The following is a 22,376-nucleotide window of genomic DNA, read 5'->3' as shown; positions in this document are numbered from 1 at the left end:
CGGCGGTCATGGCGGAGGGGAAACGCCCGGTTACATTCCGAACCCGGAAGCTAAGCCCTCCAGCGCCGATGGTACTGCACTCGTGAGGGTGTGGGAGAGTAGGACGCCGCCGGACAATCTTTCCAGATAAGGCCACCCCTAGCGGGGTGGCCTTATCTGCGTATCCCGCGCAACTGGTTGATCCACTCCAGATCGCCGATGTGGCGGTATTCACCGCAGGAGATGCCGCCACATCGGCGAAACGACGTCGATCAATGCGTGCGAGGCGTTGGCGCCGCTAGGCTGGACGCGTGGATGAGGTCCTGATCTTCCTGGTGGTCGCAGCCTGCGTGGCGGCGATCCTGGGGATCCTCACGTGGCTCGGAGCGCGGGTACGTCGTCGTGGCATCGGTGGTGAGGTCATGGGTCCGTTCGAGGAGATGTGGCATCCCGCCGCGCACCGGTTCCGGGCCGAAATCCGTGTGCAGGAGGCGCGCACGGTGCCGATGCCGCCGCAGGGTGCCAGGAAGCGCCCCGGGTCAGGGCGGTGACACTGACTGGCACTGGGCTCGATCAGCCCCGGGTCTGCATCTCCTGGCGGAGGTTGCGCATCAGGCCGCCGGCGTCGGTGACCGACCGGCCCGGGAACATCGCCATCACGACGCTGCCGTGATCGGCCCAGCCGCACACCGCGAAGTCGCCGCCCTCGCCACTGGTGCTGCCGCACTTCATCACGCCGCCCAGGTCACCGGCGGGGGACTCGCGCAGTCCGCTGACCGAGCCGGTCTCGTCCGACATCAGCCGGAAGAGGCTGTCCAGGTCGCGCTCCGGCTGCCACAGCAGGGTGGTGCCCCCGAAGATGAGCACCGAGCGCTTGTCGTCGGCAGGGTCGCGGTAGACGGTGCCGAAACTGCGGTCCAGCTCGATATTCGCCGCCAGGCCGCTGCGCAGGTAGTCGGCGGTGCTCTTCGCCCGTTCGCTGTCGTCGCGGGTCAGGCCCGCCACCCGATCGGGTGAGGTCAGCTGGGTGTCCTTCTGCTGCGCCACCCGCCATCCGCCGACGCCCAGCACGCCTGCGCCCGCGAGGCCGACCACCAACGCGACCGCCCAACCGATCTTGCGTCGCCGGGACCAACCGCCGGACCGTTCGGCGGGGTCGCCCCCGGAGTCTCGGGTGCTGAGCTGGATCGGCTCCTCGCTCAGCTCGACCGGCTCCTGGCCGCCGTCGAGCGAACGCTCGGTGAGATGTGCGTCGGACATAGCCGACACCGTACGCGAACGAGAGGTGGCGCACGTCAGGTCCGGAGAAGCCCTCCGTAGACTTGTCAGGTGACCGAGAGACTGGATGCCCACCGCCCCGACGCCCCGACCCTTGCCGGCCAGTACCAGCCGGGCGAGGTAGAGCAGCGACGGTACGAGCAGTGGGTAGCCGCCGGGCACTTCCGGGCCTCCGCCGACAGCGAGAAGCCCCCCTTCACCATCGTCATCCCGCCGCCGAACGTCACCGGCTCACTGCACATGGGCCACGCGTTCGAGCACACGCTGATGGACGCGTTGACCCGGCGTAAGCGGATGCAGGGCTTCGAGGCGCTGTGGCTGCCCGGTATGGACCACGCCGGCATCGCCACCCAGAACCTGGTCGAGCGTCAGCTCGCCGGCGAGGGCCTGTCTCGGCACGACCTGGGCCGGGAGAAGTTCGTCGAGCGGGTCTGGCAGTGGAAGGCCGAGTCCGGCGGCGCCATCCTGGGCCAGATGCGTCGTCTCGGCGACTCCGTCGACTGGGACCGCGAGCGCTTCACCATGGACGAGGGGCTGACCCGCGCCGTTCAGACGATCTTCAAGAAGCTCTTCGACGACGGTCTCATCTACCGGGCCAACCGGATCATCAACTGGTGTCCGCGCTGCCTGACCGCGCTCTCCGACATCGAGGTCGAGCACACCGACGACGACGGTGAGCTGATCTCGATCCGGTACAGCGACGAGGTCGTGGTGGCCACCACCCGGGCCGAGACGATGCTGGGCGACACCGCGGTGGCGGTGCACCCGGACGACGAGCGTTACCAGCACCTGATCGGCACCGAGGTCGAGCTGCCGCTGACCGGCCGGCGGATCCCGATCGTGGCCGACGCGCACGTCGACCCGTCCTTCGGCACCGGCATGGTCAAGGTGACGCCCGCTCACGACCCGAACGACTTCGAGATCGGCCAGCGCCACGACCTGCCCGCGCTGACCGTGATGGACGAGCGCGGTGTGATCACCGTGCCCGGGCCGTTCGAAGGGCTGGACCGGTTCGAGGCGCGGCCCGCGATCGTGGCGGCGTTGCGCGAGCAGGGTCGGATCGTCGCCGAGAAGCGCCCGTACGTGCACGCGGTCGGGCACTGCTCGCGCTGCAAGACGACAGTCGAGCCGCGGCTGTCGCTGCAGTGGTTCGTCAACACCGCGCCCCTGGCCCAGGCGGCCGGTGACGCGGTGCGCGACGGTCGGGTCCGTATCGAGCCGGCCGAGCTGGCCAAGCGGTACTTCGCCTGGGTCGACAACATGCACGACTGGTGCATCTCCCGTCAGCTCTGGTGGGGGCACCGCATCCCGGTGTGGTACGGCCCGGCCGGCGAGATCGTCTGCGTCGGCCCCGACGAGGAGCCTCCGACCGGCGAGGGCTGGCACCAGGACGAGGACGTCCTGGACACCTGGTTCTCCAGCGGCCTGTGGCCGTTCTCCACCCTCGGCTGGCCCGAGCAGACCCCGGACCTGGCGAAGTTCTACCCGACCAGCGTGCTGGTCACCGGGTACGACATCCTGTTCTTCTGGGTCGCCCGGATGATGATGTTCGGCCTCTACGCGATGGACGGCCGGCCGCCCTTCGACGTGGTCGCGTTGCACGGCATGGTGCGTGACCAGTTCGGCAAGAAGATGTCGAAGTCGTTCGGCAACGTGGTCGACCCGCTGGACTGGATCGACAGGTACGGTGCCGACGCCACCCGGTTCACCCTGGCACGGGGTGCGAACCCCGGTCAGGACGTCCCGGTCAGCGAGGAGTGGTGCCAGGGCTCGCGCAACTTCTGCAACAAGCTCTGGAACGCCACCCGGTTCGCGCTGATGAACGGTGCGCACACCACCGGGGACCTGCCGCCCGTCGAGCAGCTCTCCACCGTCGACCGCTGGATCCTGTCCCGGCTGGCGCACGTCACCGCCGAGGTCGACGAGCAGTTCGAGGCGTACGAGTTCGCCAAGGTGTGTGACCTGCTCTACCACTTCGCCTGGGACGACGTCTGCGACTGGTACGTGGAGCTGAGCAAGCCGGTGCTCGCCGAGGGTGGTGAGCGGGCGGAGGTCAGCCGCCGGGTGCTCGGGCACGTGCTCGACCAGCTGCTGCGGCTGCTGCACCCGGTCATCCCGTTCGTCACCGAGGAGCTGTGGCTCGCGTTGACCGGCGGCGAGACGGTGCAGACCGTCGCCTGGCCGGTGGCCGACCGTGCGTTGGTCGACGACGCCGCCGAGGCCGAGTTGGCGAGTGTGCAGCGGGTGGTCACCGAGATCCGTCGGTTCCGCTCGGACCAGGGGCTGCGCCCGACGCAGCGGGTGGCCGCCCGCCTCGACGGGTTGACCGGGGCGGGCATCGCCGCCCACGAGCCACTGATCCGTTCGCTGGTCCGGCTGGACCCGGCCGGGGACGACTTCCAGGCCAGCGCCACGCTGGCCATGCCCGGCGCGGTCGGTGTCGCGTTGGACACCCGGGGGTCGATCGACCTGGCCGCCGAGCGGGCCCGGCTCACCAAGGACCGTGCGGCCGCCGAGAAGGAGGTCACGCAGGCCCGGGCGAAGCTCGACAACCCCGCCTTCATCGGCAAGGCCCCCGAGCCGGTGGTCGCGAAGATCCGCGACCGGCTCGCCACCGCCGAGGCCGACCTGGTCCGGATCAACGCTGCTCTGGAGACACTTTCCTCGTGACCGACCGCACCGATTTCGCCGCCGTCGAGGCGGAGCTGAACGCCCGTGGTTTCACCCGCATGGTCTTCGAGCTGGACCGGATCGAGTCGCTGCTCGACCTGCTCGGCAGCCCACAGCGGGCGTACCCGGCGATCCACCTGACCGGCACCAACGGCAAGACCTCCACCGCGCGGATGATCGACTCGCTGCTGCGGGCGTTCGGGCTGCACACCGGCCGCTACACCAGCCCGCACCTGGAGACCGTGCGGGAACGGATCAGCCTGGACGGGGAGCCGGTCAGCGAGGAGCGGTTCGCTTCGGTGTACCGGGAGATCAAGCCGCTGGCCGAGTTGGTCGACGCGCGGTCGGACGAGCCGCTGACGTACTTCGACATGACCACCGCGCTGGCGTTCGCCACGTTCGCCGACGCGCCGGTCGACATCGCGGTCGTCGAGGTGGGCCTCGGCGGCGCCGAGGACGCCACCAACGTGATCCAGGCCGGTGTCTGCGTGATCACCCCGATCGGGCTGGACCACACCGAGTGGCTCGGCGACACCCTTCAGGACATCGCGCTGGCCAAGGCCGGCATCATCCACCCGGGGGCCACCGTGATCTCGGCGGCCCAGGAGGAGGAGGCGGCTGGTCCCCTCCTCGAACGCTGCGCCGAGGTCGGGGCCACCATCGCCCGGGAGGGCGGTGAGTTCGGCGTGCTCGGTCGGGCGGTCGCGGTCGGCGGTCAGGTGCTCACCCTCCAAGGGCTGGGTGGCGTGTACGACGACGTCTTCATCCCGCTGCACGGTGCCCACCAGGCACAGAACGCGGCGGTGGCGCTCGCCGCCGTGGAGGCGTTCCTGGGTGCGGGGGCGCGACGTCAGCTCGACATCGAGGCGGTCCGGGAGGGCTTCGCCTCGACCAGCTCCCCGGGGCGGTTGGAGCGGGTCCGTAACGCCCCGACCGTCCTGCTGGACGGTGCGCACAACCCGCACGGCATGAAGGCCACCGTGACCGCGCTCCAGGAGGAGTTCGCGTTCAGCAAGCTGGTGGCCGTGATCGGCGTACTGGCCGACAAGGACGCGGAAGCGCTGCTGGAGCTGCTGGAACCGGTGGTCGATCACGTGGTGGTCACCCGCAACAGCTCACCACGGGCGATGCCGACGGAGGAACTGGCCGCGCTGGCGGCCGAGATCTTCGGCGAGGAGCGGGTGGATTCGGCCGAGGAGATGCCGGACGCGATCGAGCTGGCGGTGGCCCTGGCCGAGGAGGACGTCCCCGGTGAGTTGAGCGGGGTCGGGGTGCTGGTCACGGGTTCCGTGGTGACGGTCGCCGACGCGCGCCGGTTGTTGAAGCGATGACCAGCCCGGAGCGGGACCCGCACCCCACCGAGGACCCGACCGGCCTGCCGGTCGAGCAGCCGGTGGGGGAGGAGCCCACGGCCGGGCAGCCGCGACGCTCTGGGTTGCGCAACCCGGAGCGGGCGGTACGCGGTCTCGGTGCTGGCACCCTCAGCCTGGAGGCACTGGTGCTCCTGCTGGCGATCCAGCCGATCCGGGTGGTCGGCGGTGACCTCGGCGGCGCCGCGATCGGCGCGGTGGTGGCACTGGCGGTGGCCGCCGTCGTGCTGGCCGGCATGATGCGCCGCCCGTGGGCCTGGAACGCCGGCACCGTGCTCCAGGGCCTGCTGATCCTGGGCGGCCTGCTGCACTGGTCGCTGTTCGGGCTGGGCGTCATCTTCGCCCTGGTCTGGGCGTACGCGTTGCACGTGCGCCGGGTCATCCTCGGCTGACGCGGTCGGCGTCACCCGAGGCGAGCGCGGTCGGGTCAGGCGTCGGCGCGTTCGCGCCACTGGGTGAGCGCGATGCCGTGGCCGTCGGGGTCACGGAACGCCGCCGCCCACACCTCCAGCTTGGTGCCCCGGTTGACCACCCGGGGCGCGTACGTGAAGCGGACGCCTGATCCGCGGAGCCGCTCGTACGCCGCTTCGATGTCGTTCACCTCAAGGTTGACGTGCACCAACCTGCGGCTGATCGGCGCCGCCCCGGTCACCTCCCGTAGGACGAGCCGGGTCGTGCCGGAGGCGAGTACGGCGTTGTGGGCGCCCTGGTCGACCTCGCTGAAGCCGAGCACGTCGCGATAGAAGCCGAGCGACCGGGACAGGTCGGTCACCAGCAGGGTGAGCCCGACTCCGCTGATCGGCCCGGTCGGATCCGCGGCCGACGCCGCGTCGAACCCGAAGATCGCCTGGTCCAGTTCCTCGTCGGTCACGCTCTCCCGGCCCGCACGGGTCGGGGAGGGGTCGTCCAGCGGGAGGTCGAGTGGATCCAGCGGGTCGGTCGTGCCCGGTCCGGACCGCTGCGCGGGTGGCGGGTCGGAGCGCTGGGCGCTGGCCGGGTCGGAGCGCTGGGCGGGCTGCGGCTCCACCGGGACCCCGGGGGGTGGGGTCGACCGGTCGTCCTGCGGGAGGTCGTACCGGCCGGGGTCGGGCTCGTCGAAGCGCTCCTCGGGGGCCGTGCGCGGCGCCGGGGTGGCCCGCCGGGGTAGCCCGCCGGCCTGCTGTCCGACGACGACGCCCTCCAACACCGGGCCGCCCGGCGTCTGGTGCACCACCACGGGCTCGCGCTCCTCGGACGCGACGCCCGGGTCGTCGCGCAGGGGATCCGAGCGCAGGGGATCGGTGCGTACCGGATCGGGGCCGTGCGGGTCGCGGAAAGGGTCGCCGTGCGGGTCGCGGAAGGGATCGCCGTGTGGGTCGCGGAAGTCGTCCCGGAAGTCGTCGTCCGGGGCGCGGTCGGCCCACGGCGGGGCATCCTGCTGGATCAGCACCTCGTCCATGGCGTCGGCGTCGGCGAACTCCGGCGGGAGGTCGGCGACGGCGGCGGCGGTCTCGGCGTGGGTCGGCACCTCGTCCCAGAGGACCTTGACGTGCCGCTGGTCGTCCAACGCGACCCGGATCGGCAGGGTCTGGCCCAGCGACGGCCACTTGGACACCGGCACCCGAGGTTCGATGATCTTCTTGGACCGCGGCGGCAGGCCGGGCGCGTCGATGACCAGCTGGAGCTCACAGCGGCCGAACGCGTACTGGGTGGGTGGTTCGGAGGCGCTGTGCACGTGCCCCACGCCGACCACCCACGTGCGTCCGCCGCCGCGTACGGTCGCCAGTGCGATGGCCAGCACCAGCAGGGCGACCCCGAGAGCCACGATGGCCCAACTGGTCATGCCCAGCCCGAAGAGGACGACGAAGGTGGCCACGGTGCCCAGCACCGTGCCGATCAGTTTGCGTACCGGCGCGATGGGCCGGTTCCCGCCATTCGCCACAGTGGACCTCCCGGGGGTCAGGGCCAGGCTAGGCCGGATCGGCCACCGGGGGAAAGACCGGCCGCCGCGCCGGCGCCGGGACCGGGTCGCTAGGCTGACCGTACCGATCTCGAGCGTTCAACGCGTACAGGAGGAACCCAGCGTGTCCAGCAACAGCCCGGATGAGCGCAGCCTCGTTCTGATCAAGCCCGACGCGGTCCGCCGCGGCCTGGTCGGCGAGGTCCTCTCCCGCTTCGAGCGCAAGGGGCTGCGGATCGACGCGATGGCGCACCGGACGATGGACGCGGCGCTCGCCGACGAGCACTACGCCGAGCACGTCGACAAGGCGTTCTACCCGCCGTTGAAGGACTTCATGACCGGCGGCCCGCTGGTCGCCCTGGTGCTCTCCGGCGACCAGGTCATCGACGTGGTCCGCGGGCTGGTCGGTGCGACCGACGGCCGGAAGGCCGCCGCCGGCACCATCCGGGGCGACCTGTCGCTGTCCAACCGGGAGAACCTGGTGCACGCCTCCGACTCTCCGGACAGCGCCAAGCGCGAGATCGCGCTCTGGTTCCCCGAGCTGGGCTGACCAGGGCCGTCGACGCGGGGTTGACGGCGGGTTTCAGTCGACCGGCGGCAGCTTCGCCGGGTTGCCCACCACGTAGATCTCGGTGATCCGGCCGTCAGCTGCCGCGACGGTCAGCGCGTAACGGCTGCCGTCGGCGCGGGTGAGCAGGGCGGCGGGTTCGCCGTTCAGCTCCAGCCGGCGAAACGACCATTCCCGGGCGGGCCCGTAGATCCCGGCGAAGAAGCGGGCGACCCGGTCCGCCCCGTTGACCGGGTTGCGGGCGGCCCGTGCCCGGCCACCGCCGTCGTTCCACGCGGTGGCGTCCGCGGCGACCAGGTTCGTCAACGTCGCCAGGTCACCGTCGCGGGCGGCGGCGAGGAAGGCGTCCAGCAGGCGTTCCCGCTCGGAGCGGCTGGCGGTGAACCGACGCTGCTCCTGGCGTACCCGGGCGACCGCCCGGTGGTGCAGCTGCCGACAATCCTCGGTGGTCCGGTCCAGGATCTCCGCGATCTCGGCGTAGGGCAGGTCGAAGGCGGTGTGCAGGACGTACACGGCACGCTCCGGCGGGCTGAGCCGCTCCAGCACGTGGAGCAGGGCGGTGGAGAGCGAGTCGCGCAACTCGGCGCGGTCCAACGGCCCGAACGGTGAGGGCTCGGTCGGCACCGGCTCGGGCAGCCACGGCCCGACGTACGTCTCGCGGGCCGCCTGCCGCGCCCGCAACCGGTCCAGGGACAGCCGGGTGACGATCCGGGACAGGTAGCGGCGCGGCTCGGCCACCGTCGAGCGGTCCACGCCCAACCAGCGCAGGTACGCCTCCTGGAGCACATCCTCGGCGTCGTGGCGGCTGCCGAGCAGGCGGTACGCCAGCCCGAGCAGCATCGGCCGGTGCGCCTGGAGCGCACCGGCCGCCTGCGCCGCCTCGGTCGTCACACCTGAGCCGGAGGCTCCGCGTGCATGGTGACCGCCAGTCGGTTCCACACGTTGATTGTGGCAATCGCGAGGACCAGGTCTGCCAGCTCCTTCTCCGACCACACCTTCGCGGCGGCGTCCCAGACGTCGTCCGGCACGCCGTGGTCGCCGAGCCGGGTCACCGCGTCGGTGAGTGCCAGCGCGGCCCGTTCCCGCTCGTCGAAGAAGGGTGCCTCGCGCCAGGCCGCCACCGCGAAGAGTCGCCGGCTCGACTCGCCGGCAGCGAGCGCGTCCCGGCTGTGCATGTCCACGCAGAACGCGCACCCGTTGATCATCGAAGCGCGGAGCTTGACCAGCTCCAGCACGGTGTGGTCGACGTTCGTCTGGACGTACTTCTCCAGGCCCAGGACGGCCTTGTATCCCTGCGGCGCGACCTCGGCCGCGTTCATCCGCTCCATGGCTCTACCTCCCCGATCGGTTCCGACACCGAGACGACGGACCGACCGGGGCTGGTCGTGACAATCCGGCGGTGTGACCCCGCTCATGCCCGCCGGGGCGACCGGGAGGGGTCAGCCGCGCGCCGCAGGGGCGGTGTCGGCCAGCACCGCACGCGGGCGGGGGATCTGGACGTCCTCGGTGGCGGGCGCGGTCGACGTCGTGCCGTCACCGCCGCTCGGCCCGCGCCGGGTCACCCGGGCGGCCAACCGACGGCCGATCTCGATCATGGGCAGTTCGACCCAGCGGTAGAGCACGTCCGCGGCGATCAGCGCCACCACCACGGCGCCGAGGAAGACGCCGGTGCTGCGTCGCCCCAGCGCCGGCAGGAGCCCGATCGCGGCCCGTGCCGCGATGGACTGGATCAGGTACATCGAGTACGACCGCTCGCCGACGAAGACCAGCGGACGCAGCCCCAGCCCACGGGCGAGCACGCTGCGCGAGAGCAGAGCCGGCAGCAGCACGGCGGCACCGGCGGCGTAGGTGCCGATCAGCGCCTCCGGCCCGAACCGGACCGGCCAGTACTGCACGGTCCAGTGGAACGCGCCGAAGAGCACGATCACCGCGGTAGCCGTCACCGGGTGGGTCAGCGGCTGGAACACGGCGAAGCCCCGGGGGTGGTGCATGACCACCGCGACCAGGCAGCCGAACAGGATGGCCACGTAGTGGATCGGCCAGCTCAGCCAGGCGATGTCCGGCGGGATCATCGCGATCAGGAGCACGATCAGACCGGCGGTGACCGCCAGCCGGCGGCGGAAGACGGCGGTCACCAGCACGAACGCGATGGCCGGCCAGAACAGGTAGAACTTCTGTTCGATCCCGATCGTCCAGGAGTGCAGGTAGGGGGCGTTCGAGGGCATGAAGTCGTTGAGCAGGAGCAGGTAGTACGCCATCAGGCGCTCGACCGCTTCGCCGGTGCCGTTGAGCCGGGCCAGCGCCCAGGTCAGGAAGAGCACCAGCAGGTAGACCGGCATGATCCGGAAGAACCGCCGCAGGTAGAACGCCCGCAGCGAGACCTTGCCGTACCGGTGCTCCTCGCGCAGCAGCATTGCGGTCAAGGCGCGTTCACGTGCGGGATCACTCGGCGGCGGGGTGGCAGGTCAGTCTTGTATCGTTGAGCACCGAAAGGCGATGACCCGGCCATCACCGGCGAGCCTCCGGAAGAACGGCCGGGCAACCGGCTCAGTAGAACCGGACGGGTGCGGCCCGTCACAGCCGGTCAACGAGCGGGCGGTCGATCCTGACCGTCAAGCGGGGTGGTACCGCGGGCCACCCGGGAGCGTCGTCGAGGCGCACCCGGAGAAGCTCGTCCTCGCAGACCCACCGATGAGTGAGCTGCGAGGAGAGCAACCCCCGATGGCCTATCCGTTGCACGACCCGACCGCCGCCGGTGTCCCGGCGAGCCCGGACCTGCCCGCGGTCGAGCGCCGGGTGCTGGAGCACTGGACGGCCGACAAGACCTTCGAGGCGTCGGTCGAGGCCCGCCCGGCCGGCGACGACGGCAAGAACGAGTACGTCTTCTACGACGGCCCGCCGTTCGCCAACGGCCTGCCGCACTACGGTCACCTCTTCACCGGTTACGTCAAGGACGTGGTGCCGCGCTACCAGACCATGCGTGGGCGGCACGTCGAGCGGCGCTTCGGCTGGGACTGCCACGGCCTGCCCGCCGAGGTGGTGGCCGAGAAGCAGCTCGGCATCACCAGCAAGGCGGAGATCATCGACCTGGGCGTGGCCCGGTTCAACGAGGCCTGCCGCACCTCGGTGCTGGAGTTCACCCAGGACTGGGAGCGGTACATCAACCGGCAGGCCCGCTGGGTCGACTTCGCCAACGACTACAAGACCCTCGACCTGGACTACATGGAAAGCGTCATGTGGGCCTTCAAGACCCTGCACGACAAGGGTCTGATCTACGAGGGCTTCCGGGTGCTGGCGTACTGCTGGCGGTGTGAGACGCCGCTGTCGAACACCGAGACCCGGATGGACGACGTGTACCGGGACCGACACGACCCGACGCTGTCGGTCTGGTTCGGGCTGACCGCCGACGAGTCCGCCCCGGAGCTGGTGCGCGGGCCGGTCAAGCTGGGCGTCTGGACCACCACGCCGTGGACCCTGCCGTCGAACCTGGCGCTCGCCGTCGGCCCCGACATCGAGTACGCCGTGCTGGAACGCGACGGGGACCGCTACGTGGTCGGCGCGGCGCGGCTGGCCGCGTACGCCAAGGAGCTGGAGGGCTACGAGCAGGTCGGCACGGTGTACGGCCGGGACCTGGTCGGCCGCCGCTACACGCCACTGTTCGACTTCCTCGTCGAGCAGGCCGGCGAGAACGCCTACCAGGTGCTGGGCGCGGAGTTCGTCACCACCGAGGACGGCACCGGGATCGTGCACCTGGCACCGGCGTTCGGCGAGGACGACCAGAACGTCTGCAACGCCGCTGGCATCCCCACCATCGTCACGGTCGACGACCACACCCGGTTCACCGCGCTGGTGCCGCCGTACCAGGGTGAGCAGGTCTTCGACGTCAACAAGCCGGTGATCCGGGAGCTGAAGGACCGGGGGGTGGTGCTCAAGCAGGACACCTACACCCACTCGTACCCGCACTGCTGGCGTTGCGACACCCCGCTGGTCTACAAGGCGGTGTCGTCGTGGTTCGTCGCGGTGACCCAGTTCCGGGACCGGATGGTCGAGCTGAACCAGGAGATCAACTGGACGCCCGGGCACATCAAGGACGGCTCGTTCGGCAAGTGGCTCGCCAACGCGCGGGACTGGTCGATCAGCCGCAACCGGTTCTGGGGCTCACCGATCCCGGCCTGGAAGTCGGACGACCCGAACTACCCACGGTTGGACGTCTACGGCTCGCTGGCCGACATCGAGCGGGACTTCGGCGTACGCCTGACCGACCTGCACCGGCCCGCGGTGGACGACCTGGTCCGCCCCAACCCGGACGACCCGACCGGTAGGTCGATGATGCGTCGGGTGCCGGAGGTGCTGGACTGCTGGTTCGAGTCCGGGTCGATGCCGTTCGCCCAGGTGCACTACCCCTTCGAGAACGCGGACTGGTTCGAGCACCACTACCCGGGTGACTTCATCGTCGAGTACATCGGGCAGACCCGCGGCTGGTTCTACACGATGCACGTGCTGGCCACCGCGCTGTTCGACCGGCCGGCGTTCCGCAACTGCCTGAGCCACGGCATCCTGCTCGGCTCCGACGGGCGCAAGATGTCCAAGAGCCTGCGCAACTACCCGGACGTGTACCACGTCTTCGACTCGTACGGCTCGGACGCGATGCGGTGGATGCTGATGTCCTCGCCGGTGCTGCGCGGCGGTGACATGGCGGTGACCGAGACGCTCATCCGCGACGCGGTCCGGCAGGTGCTGCTGCCGCTGTGGAACGTCTGGTACTTCTTCACGCTCTACGCCAACGCCGACGGGCACCAGGCGCGCCGTCGTACCGACTCGACGCACCTGCTCGACCGGTACGTGCTGGCGAAGACGAACGAGCTGGTGGCCACGGTCGGCGCGCAGATGGACGCGTACGACATCTCCGGTGCCTGCGCGACCGTCCGGTCCTACCTGGACGCGCTGACCAACTGGTACGTGCGCCGCTCCCGGGACCGATTCTGGTCCGGTGACGTCAACGCGTTCGACACGCTCTGGACCGTGTTGGAGACGCTCTGCCGGGTGGTGGCGCCGCTCGCGCCGTTGACCGCGGAGGAGATCTGGCGCGGCCTGACCGGAGAGCGGTCGGTGCACCTGACCGACTGGCCGGAGGCGACCGAGTTCCCGGCCGACCACGACCTGGTCGCCGCGATGGACAACGTGCGGGCGGTCGCCTCGGCGGCGCTGTCGCTGCGCAAGGCCAAGGGTCTGCGGGTGCGGCTGCCGCTGGCCAGGCTGACCGTGGCCTCGCCGGTCGCGGAGCAGCTGCGTCCGTTCGCCGACCTGGTCGCCGACGAGGTCAACGTGAAGTCCGTGGAGTTCAGCGCTGAGCTGTCCGCGTACTGCGAGCAGGTGTTGACGGTGGTGCCCCGGGCGCTCGGTCCGCGGGTCGGCAAGCAGGTGCAGCAGGTGATCAAGGCGGTCAAGGCGGGCGAGTGGGAGTTGGTCGACGGCGCCCCGGTGGCCGCCGGCGTCACCCTCGCCGAGGGCGAGTACGAGCTGCGGCTGGTCGCCGCCGACGCCGAGCACTCGGCGCCGCTGCCCGGCGGTGAGGGTGTGGTGGTGCTGGACACCGAGGTGACCCCGGAGTTGGCCGCCGAGGGGTTGGCCCGCGACGTGGTGCGGGTGGTGCAGCAGGCCCGACGGGACGCCGACCTGGACGTGTCGGACCGGATCGTGGTGTCGGTGTCGGCCTCCGACGAGGTGCGCGCGGCTGTGTCGGCGTACCTCGACTTCGTCTCCGGCGAGGTGCTGGCCGATGCGGTGGACTTCGCCGAGGGCCTCGACGGCTTCGCCGGTGAGGTGGGCGAGGGCGAGCAGGTCACGGTCATCGTTCGCCGCTCGTAGCGCGCGGGCGCGGACGCCTCCACACCTCCGTCTGCGGGGTGTGGAGGCGTCCGCTACCGTGACACCGCCCGCTCGCACCTCATCTGCCGGAGGACCAGTGCCCCTGCTCTACACCATCGGCAAGCTGACCGTGGCGCCCACGCTGCGGGTGGCGTTCCGCCCGACCGTGGAGGGTCTGGAACACGTGCCGGAGACCGGCGGCGCGATCTTCGCCGGCAACCACCTCTCGGTGGCCGACGAGCTGTTCCTCGGCACGGTCGTGCCCCGACACCTGGCATTCTGGGCAAAGTCGGAGTATTTCAAGGGCACCGGGGTGAAGGGCGCGATCTCCAAGTTCGTCCTCACCGGCCTGGGTGCCATTCCCGTCGAGCGGGCCGGCGGTCGGGCGGCGCTGTCCGCGTTCGACGCGGCGATCCCGGCGCTCAGGGGCGGTGACCTGGTGGTGGTCTACCCGGAGGGCACCCGATCGCCGGACGGCAGGCTCTACCGAGGGCGCACCGGCGCGGCCCGGCTGGCGATCGCCGCCGGGGTGCCGATCATCCCGGTCGGCATGATCGGCACGGACAAGGCGCAGCCGATCGGCGCCCGGGTGCCCCGGCCCGGCACCGCCAAGATCACCGTCCGGTTCGGCAAGCCGCTGGACTTCAGCGGCCGGCCGGACGACCGCACCTCGCTGCGGCAGATGACCGACGAGATGATGAGCGAGATCCAGAAGCTCACCGGCCAGGAGTACGTCCCCCGCTACGCCCCGCCCCGCGCCCACCCGGACCCGACCCGCGACGCCTGACCGGCGGGGCGTTCCTCAGCCCTCGGGTTGGACGATCTGGGCGCGCAGGGTGTTCAGCAGCGTGGCGCTGTCGGTGACGGAGAGCCGGGTGAACACCCCGGTGGCGATGCTGCCGTGGTCGACCGAGGTGCAGACCACCACGTCGCTGCCATCGGCCCGGCCGACGGCGCAGCGCTCGTGCCGGCCACGCACGCCGGTGTCCACGGTCTCCGGGGCGTTCAGCGCGTACCGGTCGGCGAGCCGGCTGATCTCGGCCTCCGCGTCCGCCTCCGGGGTCAGCCGGAACCCGGTGCCGCCGAAGACGGTCACCCGCTTGCCGCTCGTAGTGGAGTAGACGCCGGCGAACGTGTCCTCGGCCAGCAGGTGCTCCTGGCGTACCTCGTTCTCCAGTTGCTTCGCGGTCTCCGCGCTGCGGTTGTCCTGGCGAAGGGTGAGGTCCTCGACCTGCTCGGGCAGTGCCGCGCGGGCCGGGTACTGGGCCGAGATCGGGAACCCGTAGTAGGCGGGGCAACCACAGCAGCAGGCCAGGGTGAGCAGCAGCAGCCACGGCCAGCGGCGGCGTCGGCGGACCGGCACGTACCCCTTGGGGGCCTGCCAACCCGGCGGTGGCGCGGCCGGAGGCGTGCTGGGTCGCCCGCCCCGGCGCTGCTTCGGCGGTCTGGCCGGTGCGGGCGCCGGTGCGGGCGGCGACATCTGCCGACTCGGCATCGTGGGCCGGGCAGCCGGCGGCGACACCGGGGCGACGGGCGACACCGGCGCAACCGGCGGCGCCGGGGCGACCGGCGGCGGCACCGGGTGCGACCCGACCGGGGGAGCGGGCGGACCGGACCACTGCCGAGTCGTCGGCGGCACCGGGTAGGGCGTCGTCGGAGGCAGCGGGGGCAGCTCGGCGGAGGGCAGGTCCCAGCCGCCGGTGTCCACCCCGGCCCACGGGTCGACCGGGGTCTGGTGCTCCGGCAGCCCGACGGGCACGGGTTGCGGCGGGGTCGGCTCGGCCGACTCACCCCAGGCGGGTCGGCGCGGCAACGGGGGCGGCACCGAGGCCGAGCCGCTCCATCGGGGCGCGGGGACGTCCTCGGTGGCGGCGGCCTCGGGCTGGTCCGACGGCTTCGGCTGGTCGGCAGCCGTCGGCCGCGTCGAGGGCTCAGGCTGGTCCGACGGTACGGGTGGGGAGGTCGGCTTCTCGGCGGCCGCCGGATCGCGGTCCGGCTCTGTGCCCGGGGTGCTCCCGTCGGCCGGCCGTGCTCCCGGCTGGGGCTCGGGCATCGCGGCAATCTCCTCTCGCGCCGGTCCGAGGTTAGTACCGCGTCGCCACCGCCGGGCGGGCGCGTACCCTTGGGCATCATGAGTGCCCCGTCCACGACGCCGCGCGCGACCACGACCAACTCGGTCTGGCCCCAGCTCGAGCCGCTGCTGCCCCAGGTCTCCAAGCCCATCCAGTACGTCGGTGGCGAGCTGGGTGCGGTCACCAAGGACTGGGATGCGGCAGCCGTGCGCTGGGCGTTGATGTATCCCGACGCCTACGAGGTGGGCCTGCCCAACCAGGGCGTGCAGATCCTCTACGAGGTGCTCAACGAGCTGCCGGACACCCTCGCCGAGCGCACGTACGCGGTCTGGCCGGACCTGGAGACCCTGATGCGCACGCACGGCGTGCCGCAGTTCACCGTCGACGCGCACCGGTCGGTACGCAACTTCGACGTGTTCGGCCTCTCCTTCTCCACCGAGCTGGGCTACACCAACATGCTCACCGCGATCGACCTGGCCGGCATTCCGCTGCTGGCCGCCGACCGCACCGACGCCGACCCGGTGATCGTGGCCGGTGGGCACGCCGCGTTCAACCCGGAGCCGATCGCCGACTTCATCGACGCCGCCGTGCTCGGCGACGGCGAGGAGGCGGTCCTGGAGATCACCGCGATCGTCCGGGAGTGGAAGGCCGAGGGCTCCCCGGGTGGCCGCGACGAGCTGCTGCTGCGGCTGGCCCGCACCGAGAGCGTCTACGTGCCGCGCTTCTACGACGTCGACTACCTCCCGGACGGGCGGATCCAGCGGGTCGTGCCGAACCGGCCGGACGTGCCGTTCCGGGTGCACAAGCGCACGACGATGGACCTGGACGCCTGGCCGTACCCGAAGAAGCCCCTGGTCCCGCTGGCCGAGACGGTGCACGAGCGGTACGCGGTGGAGATCTTCCGGGGCTGCACCCGGGGCTGCCGGTTCTGCCAGGCCGGCATGATCACCCGTCCGGTCCGGGAGCGGTCGATCACCACGGTCGCGCAGATGGTCCGCGAGGGCCTGGAGTTCTCCGGCTTCAACGAGGTGGGCCTGCTGTCGCTCTCCTCGGCGGACCACTCCGAGATCGGCGACATGTGCTCGGGCCTCGCCCAGCAGTACGAGGGCACGAACGTCTCGCTGTCGCTGCCGTCGACCCGGGTGGACGCCTTCAACATCGACCTCGCGCAGGAGCTGTCCCGCAACGGGCGGCGTACCGGCCTGACCTTCGCCCCGGAGGGCGGGTCCGAGCGGATCCGCAAGGTCATCAACAAGATGGTGTCGAAGGAAGACCTGATCCGTACGGTCGTCACCGCGTACACCAACGGCTGGCGGCAGGTGAAGCTCTACTTCATGTGCGGCCTGCCCACCGAGACCGACGAGGACGTCCTCGAGATCGCGGAGATGGCGCACGAGGTGATCAGGGCCGGTCGGGCGGCCACCGGCTCCAAGGACATCCGCTGCACGGTCTCCATCGGCGGGTTCGTGCCGAAGCCGCACACCCCGTTCCAGTGGGCCGCGATGGACCGTCCGGAGGTCATCGACCACCGGCTCAAGATCCTCAAGCAGGCCATCAACTCGGACCGCTCGTTGGGTCGGGCCATCGGCTACCGCTACCACGACGGCGAGCCGTCGCTGATCGAAGGGCTGCTCTCCCGCGGTGACCGGCGGGTCGGTTCGGTGATCCGCAAGGTGTGGGAGAACGGCGGCCGGTTCGACGGGTGGAGCGAGCACTTCTCCTACCAGCGCTGGGTGGACGCGGCGGCCGAGACGCTGCCGGCGTTCGGGGTGGACCTCGACTGGTACACCACCCGGCAGCGCGAGGAGTTGGAGGTCCTGCCCTGGGACCACCTCGACTCGGGCCTCGACAAGGACTGGCTCTGGCAGGACTGGCAGGACTCGTTCAGCGAGTTCGAGCAGGACGACTGCCGGTGGACGCCCTGCTTCGACTGCGGCGTCTGCCCGTCGATGGACACCGAGATCCAGATCGGCCCCACCGGCAAGAAGTTGCTGCCGCTCACCCCGCTGGGCGGCAACGGCATGAAGGTGCCGGCCGGCGACCACTCCGCCTGACCTCGCCTTCGGGGCAGCGCCGGGTGGCGGTGACCACTACTCTCCACTTCCGATGTCATCCAACGGGTCCGCGTCTCGCGGGCCCGTTGGCGTTGGTCGGGCTCCGCGCCGCGTCGCCGTCGTGCCGCATCGACATGTTCCGGTGGGCCTCGGCGGCGAACGGGGGCTGCCCCGACTTGGTCGGACTTCGATACGCTGCGTCTGACATGGACCGACCCGGCGGGGTCGGGAACGGGGGAGGAATCGCATGGGGAGCATCCCGCCGCCGAGCACCGGCGATCTGCACGTCAGCGTCGAGGACCTGGACGCCGCGGCGGCGTACGTCGAGCGCCTGAAGCAGTACGTCGAGGACACCCTCAGCTACGAGATGGAGCGCATCAAGGAACGGATGAAGGGCGACAGCAACAACGCCCAGACCGTTCCGAACGGCACCCCGTTCGGCGCGTACGAGGACGCCCGCATGCAGTGGGCGGCCCTGACCACGTCCACGGGCAACATGGAGGCGCACCTCACGACGCTCGCCCAGAAGCTCGCCGCCCTGAAGCAGGGCACCGAGGAGATCGCCAAGGCGTTCCGCGACGCCGAGGCGCGTAACGCCGCCAACGGCAAGGACATCGAGCGACTGCTGGAGTCCGCCGCTCCGCCGCCCGCTGCCGGCGGCACGCCCACCTACCCGTACACGGCCTGAGGGGGACGGTCATGGCTGGAGGAACCTGGGAGCGGTGCGTCCGCGAGGTGACGCTCTCCGCGGACCCGGAAACCGTCGGTTCGGTCGGAGCGGGGTGGAGCAATCTCTCCAGTGGCCTGCAACACCTACGGGACGCGCTCGTCGGTCGATCGTTCGTCGGTCCGATCGCGACGGGCCAGGAACGCCCGCACGTCGGCGGTCTGCCCGGGATGCTCGCCGGTTGGAAGGGCAGCGGTGGTGACGCGTACCGCGAGCACCTGGGCAAGATCGGCAAGCAGATCGAGGATCTGATCACCGACGCGACGAACGTCAGTGGCGCGTTGATCCGGATCGAGGGTGACATCCGCAAGTCTGTCTCCACGATCCCGATCCCGTTGATGGACGACTTCGGCTTCAACGAGTGGAGCCTGCCCAACGGCACCGAGCTCGACGACGCCCGCGACGGCGAGAGCTCGTCAGGGTTCCTCGCCGCGCTGCGCCAGGACTACCAGAACAACCCGGCGTCGTACGCGGACGGCGCGTTCCGCGACAAGGCCGACGACCTGGAAGCGACCATGAAGGTCGATGGCCAGGCCGGCGACCAGAAGCGGGGCGGCTGGTGGGACACCAAGTCCCACCTGGACAACTGGTACCGGGACAATCAGCAGGCGGCGAACGCGGCGATGTCGCCGCTGCCCCAGGCGGTCTACACCGAGCGTCCCAAGCTCACCGTGATCGGTCCGGATGGGGCCGATATCGACGACATTCGTCGCGACACCCGGGTTCCACCGACGGGCCGACCCGACATCGGTGGTGGCGAGTTCGGCGGGAAGCCCGACATCGGTGGTGGCGGCCCCGCGATCGGCAGCAGACCACCGAGCCTCGGCGACGGGGGCGGTCCGACGTCCACCGTCGACCCGTTCTCCCCGACCACCTCTGGCGCGATCGGCGGCGGCTCGCCCTCCGCCGCCGGTCAGCTCACGCCTCCGTCGACCGGCTCCGGCTACCCGGACGGCGACGACGGCTACAGCAGCGGTCTGGCCGGTGCCAGCCCGAGCGGCGTCGGCGGCCTGGGTGGCGGCCTCGGTGGCACCGGGGTCGGCAGCGCCGGTCTCGGGGGCGCCGGCGGTGGTTTCGGGGGCGGGCCCGGCGTGGGCTCGGCCGGCGGGATCGGTGCCGGCGGTGGCCTGGGCGGCGGGATCGGCGTCGGCGGCATTCCCGGCATGGTGGGCGGCGGCAACGGAAAGGTGCCACCGATGACCAGCGCCGCGAACGCGCTGCGTACCGCCGCTGGCGCGGGTGGCGCCGGGATGGCGGGCGGCGCGCGTGGCGGTGCCGGAGTCGGCGGCGCCGGGATGATGGGCGGCGGCATGATGGGCGGCGCGGGGGGCGCCGGGCACGGCGGCGGCAGTGGCTCCGAGCACTCGTCGTGGTTGACTGAGGACGACGATCCGTGGGGCCCCGGTGACGGGGCGTCCCCGGGCATCCTTCGATGAGGACGGACGGATGAGGGTGAACGTCGCGGGCCTCCGGCCGGTGGTCGCCTGCCTGCTGGCGGGGTTCCTGGTCGTCGGAGCCGCCCAGCCGGCGGCTGCCGCGCCCCGGCGGGCCGAGCAGTGGTATCTGGATGAGCTCCGGATCGACCAGGTGCACAAGATCTCGACCGGGCAGGGCGTGGTCGTGGCCGTGCTCGACAGCGGTGTCGAGGCCACCCATCCGGACCTGCGCGGTCAGGTGCTCGCCGGTGGTCGTAGCTATGGCGCCTCCGGTGACGGCCGCGCCGACGAGGACGGGCACGGCACGCACATGGCCGGCATCATCGCGGCGAAGAGCGGTGGCCGAGACGGAGTGGACGGCATCGCCCCCGGCGCGAAGATCCTGCCCATCAAGCTGCGCAAGGGCACCGGGACCAACAGTGACACGGCGGTGGCCCTCGGCATCCGGATGGCCGTCGACGGCGGTGCCAAGGTGATCAACATGTCCTTCGGTGCCCCGGGCTTCGCCAGCCCCGACGAGGTGAGCGCGATCAAGTACGCGCTGGACCACGACGTCGTCGTGGTCTCCTCCGCCGGCAACACCGCGAGGGGCCACGTCGCCGTGGGAAACCCGGCCAACACCCCCGGTGTGATCGCGGTGACCGGTACGACCCGGGGTGGCTCGTTCTGGTCCGGCTCCGTCAAGGGGCCGGAGGCGGTGGTCGCCGCTCCCGGCGATGGCATCTACAACGTCGCCAACGAGGGGGGTTACGGCTGGGGCGACGGGACCTCCGACTCCGGCGCGATCGTCTCCGGTCTCGCCGCGCTGATCCGGGCGAAGTATCCGGACCTCAAGGCTCCGAGCGTGATCAACCGGATCATCCGGACCGCGCGGGACGCCGGGCCGTCCGGACGGGACCCGCAGTACGGCTTCGGGGTGATCGACCCGATGAAGGCGCTGACCGCGAACGTGCCACCGGTCACCGCCAACCCGTTGCTCGACCCGGCCGCGGTGACCGACCCGGGCCCGGCCCGCGCCGAGGGTGCGGACGAGGAGTTCGACGTCACCGAGCACGGCGATCGCGGTGGTCCCACCGACCAGCAGGTCATGGTCGTGGTCATCGGTGTCGCCGTGGTGCTGGTGCTGCTGCTGGGGCTGGCGGTCTTCCTGATCTGGAACCGCCGTCGGTACCGCCGGGAAGCGGCCCGGGCTGCCGACGTTCCGGATGAACTGCTCGACCGGGCGGTCCCCACCGCGTACCCGTCGCCGGGCGCGGATTACGCCCCGCCGCCCGGCTACCCGCCCCCACCCGGTTACGCCCCTCCGTCCGGTGACGGCCCGCCGCCGGGGGAGCGATAACCGGTCCCCGATCATGGTGGCCGGCTGGTGACCTTCGGGTCGCTGGCCGGCCGTCGGCCTTCGCGGGGGTGGTCACGACCCTGCCGACCGGTTTGCCCCGTCTGCCGAGGCGAATCGACCGCCCCGGCTGCCCACCGGCACGAGCCCTGCGCCAGGATGGGTGGACACGCAGGTACACCCGAGGAGCCCACGATCGCCAGAAAGCCTCAACCCGAGGGCGGCCAGGCACCGGTCGTCCAGCGCGTCCGCATCCGGTACGCCAAGCGCGGACCGCTGCGATTCACCTCGCACCGGGACTTCGCCCGGGCGTTCGAGCGCGCGCTGCGCCGGGCCGCCGTGCCGGTCGCCTTCTCCCAGGGTTTCCACCCGCACCCGAAGATCTCCTACGCCAGCGCCGCGCCCACCGGGGTGGCGAGCGAGGCGGAGTACCTGGAGATCGGCCTCCAGGCGGCGGTCGACCCGGAGGCGCTGCGGGCCGCGCTGGACGCCGCGCTCTCGCCAGGGCTGGACGTCCTGGACGCCGTGATCGCCGAGGGCGGCAATCTTCCGGACCGGATCGAGGCGTCGCTGTGGCACATCGAGATGCCCGAGGTGGACCCGGCGGTGCTGCGCGCGGCGGTGGATGCCTTCGTCGCCGCCGACGAGGTGCTGGTGGAGCGGATGACCAAGCAGGGGCGACGGACGTTCGACTCCCGCGCCGCGGTGATGTCCATCGATGCCTCAGCAGCGACGCCGACGCCTTCCGGGGCGCCGGCCGTCCCGTGTGCGATACTCGAACTGGTCGTGCGGCAGGTCACCCCGTCCGTACGGCCCGATGACGTCCTTTCCGGCCTCCGCGTGGTGGCCGACCTGGAGCCGCCGGTTTCGCCGAGGGTGACCCGGCTGGCTCAGGGCACGTTGACCGCGCAGGGTGCGATCGTGGATCCGTTGGATGCGGACCGCGACGGGGCAGCCATCGTTGGGCACTGACCGACGGTCCGTGCTCTGGCAGGCAGACTTCGGCGGTCGCGCACCACGCGCGCCCGGCGGAAACACTTTTGCGGCGACCCTGCGTGGCAGCGCTCACCCGCGCCCGG

The 22,376-nt window shown here is 71.3% G+C and carries 18 protein-coding genes and 1 rRNA gene; 13 read left to right on the top strand and 6 right to left on the bottom strand.

Going from position 1 to position 22,376, the window contains the following annotated elements; all coding sequences use genetic code 11:
• Together rrf and ABGB10_RS05195 are read left to right on the top strand one after the other, a co-directional pair.
• Positions 1 to 115 (top strand): 5S ribosomal RNA (gene rrf / locus ABGB10_RS05200); the annotation flags it as partial.
• A gap of 175 nt (positions 116 to 290) precedes the next feature.
• Entirely contained in the window at positions 291 to 530 is a 240-nt protein-coding gene (locus ABGB10_RS05195) for a hypothetical protein (protein WP_347659678.1), read from the top strand.
• A gap of 22 nt (positions 531 to 552) precedes the next feature.
• Here the strand turns inward: ABGB10_RS05195 and ABGB10_RS05190 are convergent, their stop codons facing one another.
• Positions 553 to 1,239 (bottom strand): hypothetical protein, encoded by a 687-nt coding sequence (locus tag ABGB10_RS05190; protein WP_347659677.1) that lies wholly within the window; start codon positions 1,237 to 1,239, stop codon positions 553 to 555.
• Between the two features lie 69 nt (positions 1,240 to 1,308).
• On the opposite strand from ABGB10_RS05190, the gene ABGB10_RS05185 reads away from it, so the two are divergent.
• Genes ABGB10_RS05185 through ABGB10_RS05175 form a run of 3 tightly spaced genes read left to right on the top strand, consistent with a single transcriptional unit; the run spans position 1,309 to position 5,689 of the window.
• Positions 1,309 to 3,927 carry a valine--tRNA ligase gene (locus ABGB10_RS05185; protein ID WP_347659676.1) on the top strand — a complete coding sequence of 873 codons (2,619 nt, stop codon included), beginning with the start codon at positions 1,309 to 1,311 and terminating at the stop codon, positions 3,925 to 3,927.
• On the top strand, positions 3,924 to 5,258 hold the full coding sequence (locus ABGB10_RS05180; RefSeq protein WP_347659675.1) for a folylpolyglutamate synthase/dihydrofolate synthase family protein: 1,335 nt from the start codon (positions 3,924 to 3,926) through the stop codon (positions 5,256 to 5,258). The genes ABGB10_RS05185 and ABGB10_RS05180 overlap by 4 nt, the downstream gene beginning before the upstream one ends.
• Positions 5,255 to 5,689: a DUF4233 domain-containing protein gene (locus ABGB10_RS05175; protein WP_347659674.1), complete on the top strand. Its 435-nt coding sequence runs from the start codon at positions 5,255 to 5,257 to the stop codon at positions 5,687 to 5,689. The genes ABGB10_RS05180 and ABGB10_RS05175 overlap by 4 nt, the downstream gene beginning before the upstream one ends.
• 35 nt (positions 5,690 to 5,724) lie before the next feature.
• On the opposite strand, the gene ABGB10_RS05170 is transcribed toward ABGB10_RS05175, so the two are convergent.
• Positions 5,725 to 7,218 carry a VOC family protein gene (locus ABGB10_RS05170; RefSeq protein ID WP_347659673.1) on the bottom strand — a complete coding sequence of 498 codons (1,494 nt, stop codon included), beginning with the start codon at positions 7,216 to 7,218 and terminating at the stop codon, positions 5,725 to 5,727.
• A 142-nt stretch (positions 7,219 to 7,360) separates the two neighbouring features.
• On the opposite strand from ABGB10_RS05170, the gene ndk reads away from it, so the two are divergent.
• Positions 7,361 to 7,786: a nucleoside-diphosphate kinase gene (ndk, locus tag ABGB10_RS05165; RefSeq protein ID WP_347659672.1), complete on the top strand. Its 426-nt coding sequence runs from the start codon at positions 7,361 to 7,363 to the stop codon at positions 7,784 to 7,786.
• A 33-nt stretch (positions 7,787 to 7,819) separates the two neighbouring features.
• Here the strand turns inward: ndk and sigJ are convergent, their stop codons facing one another.
• The 3 genes from sigJ to ABGB10_RS05150 all read right to left on the bottom strand — a co-directional run bounded on the left by sigJ (position 7,820) and on the right by ABGB10_RS05150 (position 10,218).
• On the bottom strand, positions 7,820 to 8,695 hold the full coding sequence (gene sigJ / locus ABGB10_RS05160) for an RNA polymerase sigma factor SigJ (RefSeq protein ID WP_347659671.1): 876 nt from the start codon (positions 8,693 to 8,695) through the stop codon (positions 7,820 to 7,822).
• Complete coding sequence (locus tag ABGB10_RS05155) at positions 8,692 to 9,132, bottom strand: carboxymuconolactone decarboxylase family protein (RefSeq protein ID WP_347659670.1); 441 nt, start codon at positions 9,130 to 9,132, stop codon at positions 8,692 to 8,694. Before ABGB10_RS05155 ends, sigJ begins: the two co-directional genes overlap by 4 nt.
• Before the next feature lie 111 nt (positions 9,133 to 9,243).
• Positions 9,244 to 10,218, bottom strand: coding sequence for an acyltransferase (locus tag ABGB10_RS05150; protein WP_347659710.1), 975 nt, complete (start codon positions 10,216 to 10,218; stop codon positions 9,244 to 9,246).
• Positions 10,219 to 10,525: 307 nt separating this feature from the next.
• Here ABGB10_RS05150 and ileS point away from each other — a divergent pair, with 307 nt between their 5' ends.
• Together ileS and ABGB10_RS05140 are read left to right on the top strand one after the other, a co-directional pair.
• A complete protein-coding gene (ileS, locus tag ABGB10_RS05145; RefSeq protein WP_347659669.1) occupies positions 10,526 to 13,672 on the top strand; it encodes an isoleucine--tRNA ligase in 3,147 nt (1,048 codons plus the stop codon).
• 97 nt (positions 13,673 to 13,769) lie between these two features.
• On the top strand, positions 13,770 to 14,459 hold the full coding sequence (locus ABGB10_RS05140; protein ID WP_347659668.1) for a lysophospholipid acyltransferase family protein: 690 nt from the start codon (positions 13,770 to 13,772) through the stop codon (positions 14,457 to 14,459).
• A 15-nt stretch (positions 14,460 to 14,474) separates the two neighbouring features.
• Here the strand turns inward: ABGB10_RS05140 and ABGB10_RS05135 are convergent, their stop codons facing one another.
• Positions 14,475 to 15,725: a hypothetical protein gene (locus ABGB10_RS05135; protein WP_347659667.1), complete on the bottom strand. Its 1,251-nt coding sequence runs from the start codon at positions 15,723 to 15,725 to the stop codon at positions 14,475 to 14,477.
• 78 nt (positions 15,726 to 15,803) lie between these two features.
• Between ABGB10_RS05135 and ABGB10_RS05130 the strand changes: the two genes are divergently transcribed.
• The 5 genes from ABGB10_RS05130 to ABGB10_RS05110 all read left to right on the top strand — a co-directional run bounded on the left by ABGB10_RS05130 (position 15,804) and on the right by ABGB10_RS05110 (position 22,269).
• Positions 15,804 to 17,798: a TIGR03960 family B12-binding radical SAM protein gene (locus tag ABGB10_RS05130; RefSeq protein WP_347659666.1), complete on the top strand. Its 1,995-nt coding sequence runs from the start codon at positions 15,804 to 15,806 to the stop codon at positions 17,796 to 17,798.
• A 247-nt stretch (positions 17,799 to 18,045) separates the two neighbouring features.
• Entirely contained in the window at positions 18,046 to 18,486 is a 441-nt protein-coding gene (locus ABGB10_RS05125; RefSeq protein WP_347659665.1) for a hypothetical protein, read from the top strand.
• 11 nt (positions 18,487 to 18,497) lie between these two features.
• Positions 18,498 to 19,961 carry a hypothetical protein gene (locus ABGB10_RS05120; RefSeq protein ID WP_347659664.1) on the top strand — a complete coding sequence of 488 codons (1,464 nt, stop codon included), beginning with the start codon at positions 18,498 to 18,500 and terminating at the stop codon, positions 19,959 to 19,961.
• Positions 19,962 to 19,971: 10 nt separating this feature from the next.
• Positions 19,972 to 21,300 (top strand): type VII secretion-associated serine protease mycosin, encoded by a 1,329-nt coding sequence (mycP, locus tag ABGB10_RS05115; protein ID WP_347659663.1) that lies wholly within the window; start codon positions 19,972 to 19,974, stop codon positions 21,298 to 21,300.
• A gap of 156 nt (positions 21,301 to 21,456) precedes the next feature.
• Positions 21,457 to 22,269 (top strand): TIGR03936 family radical SAM-associated protein, encoded by an 813-nt coding sequence (locus tag ABGB10_RS05110; protein WP_347659662.1) that lies wholly within the window; start codon positions 21,457 to 21,459, stop codon positions 22,267 to 22,269.
• Positions 22,270 to 22,376 lie beyond the last annotated feature (107 nt).

It is taken from the genome of Micromonospora sp. B9E7 (assembly GCF_039871815.1).
Taxonomy (GTDB): Bacteria; Actinomycetota; Actinomycetes; order Mycobacteriales; family Micromonosporaceae; genus Micromonospora.
Note: the sequence above shows the minus strand (reverse complement) of the source record. Positions and strands in the feature narration are given on the sequence as shown.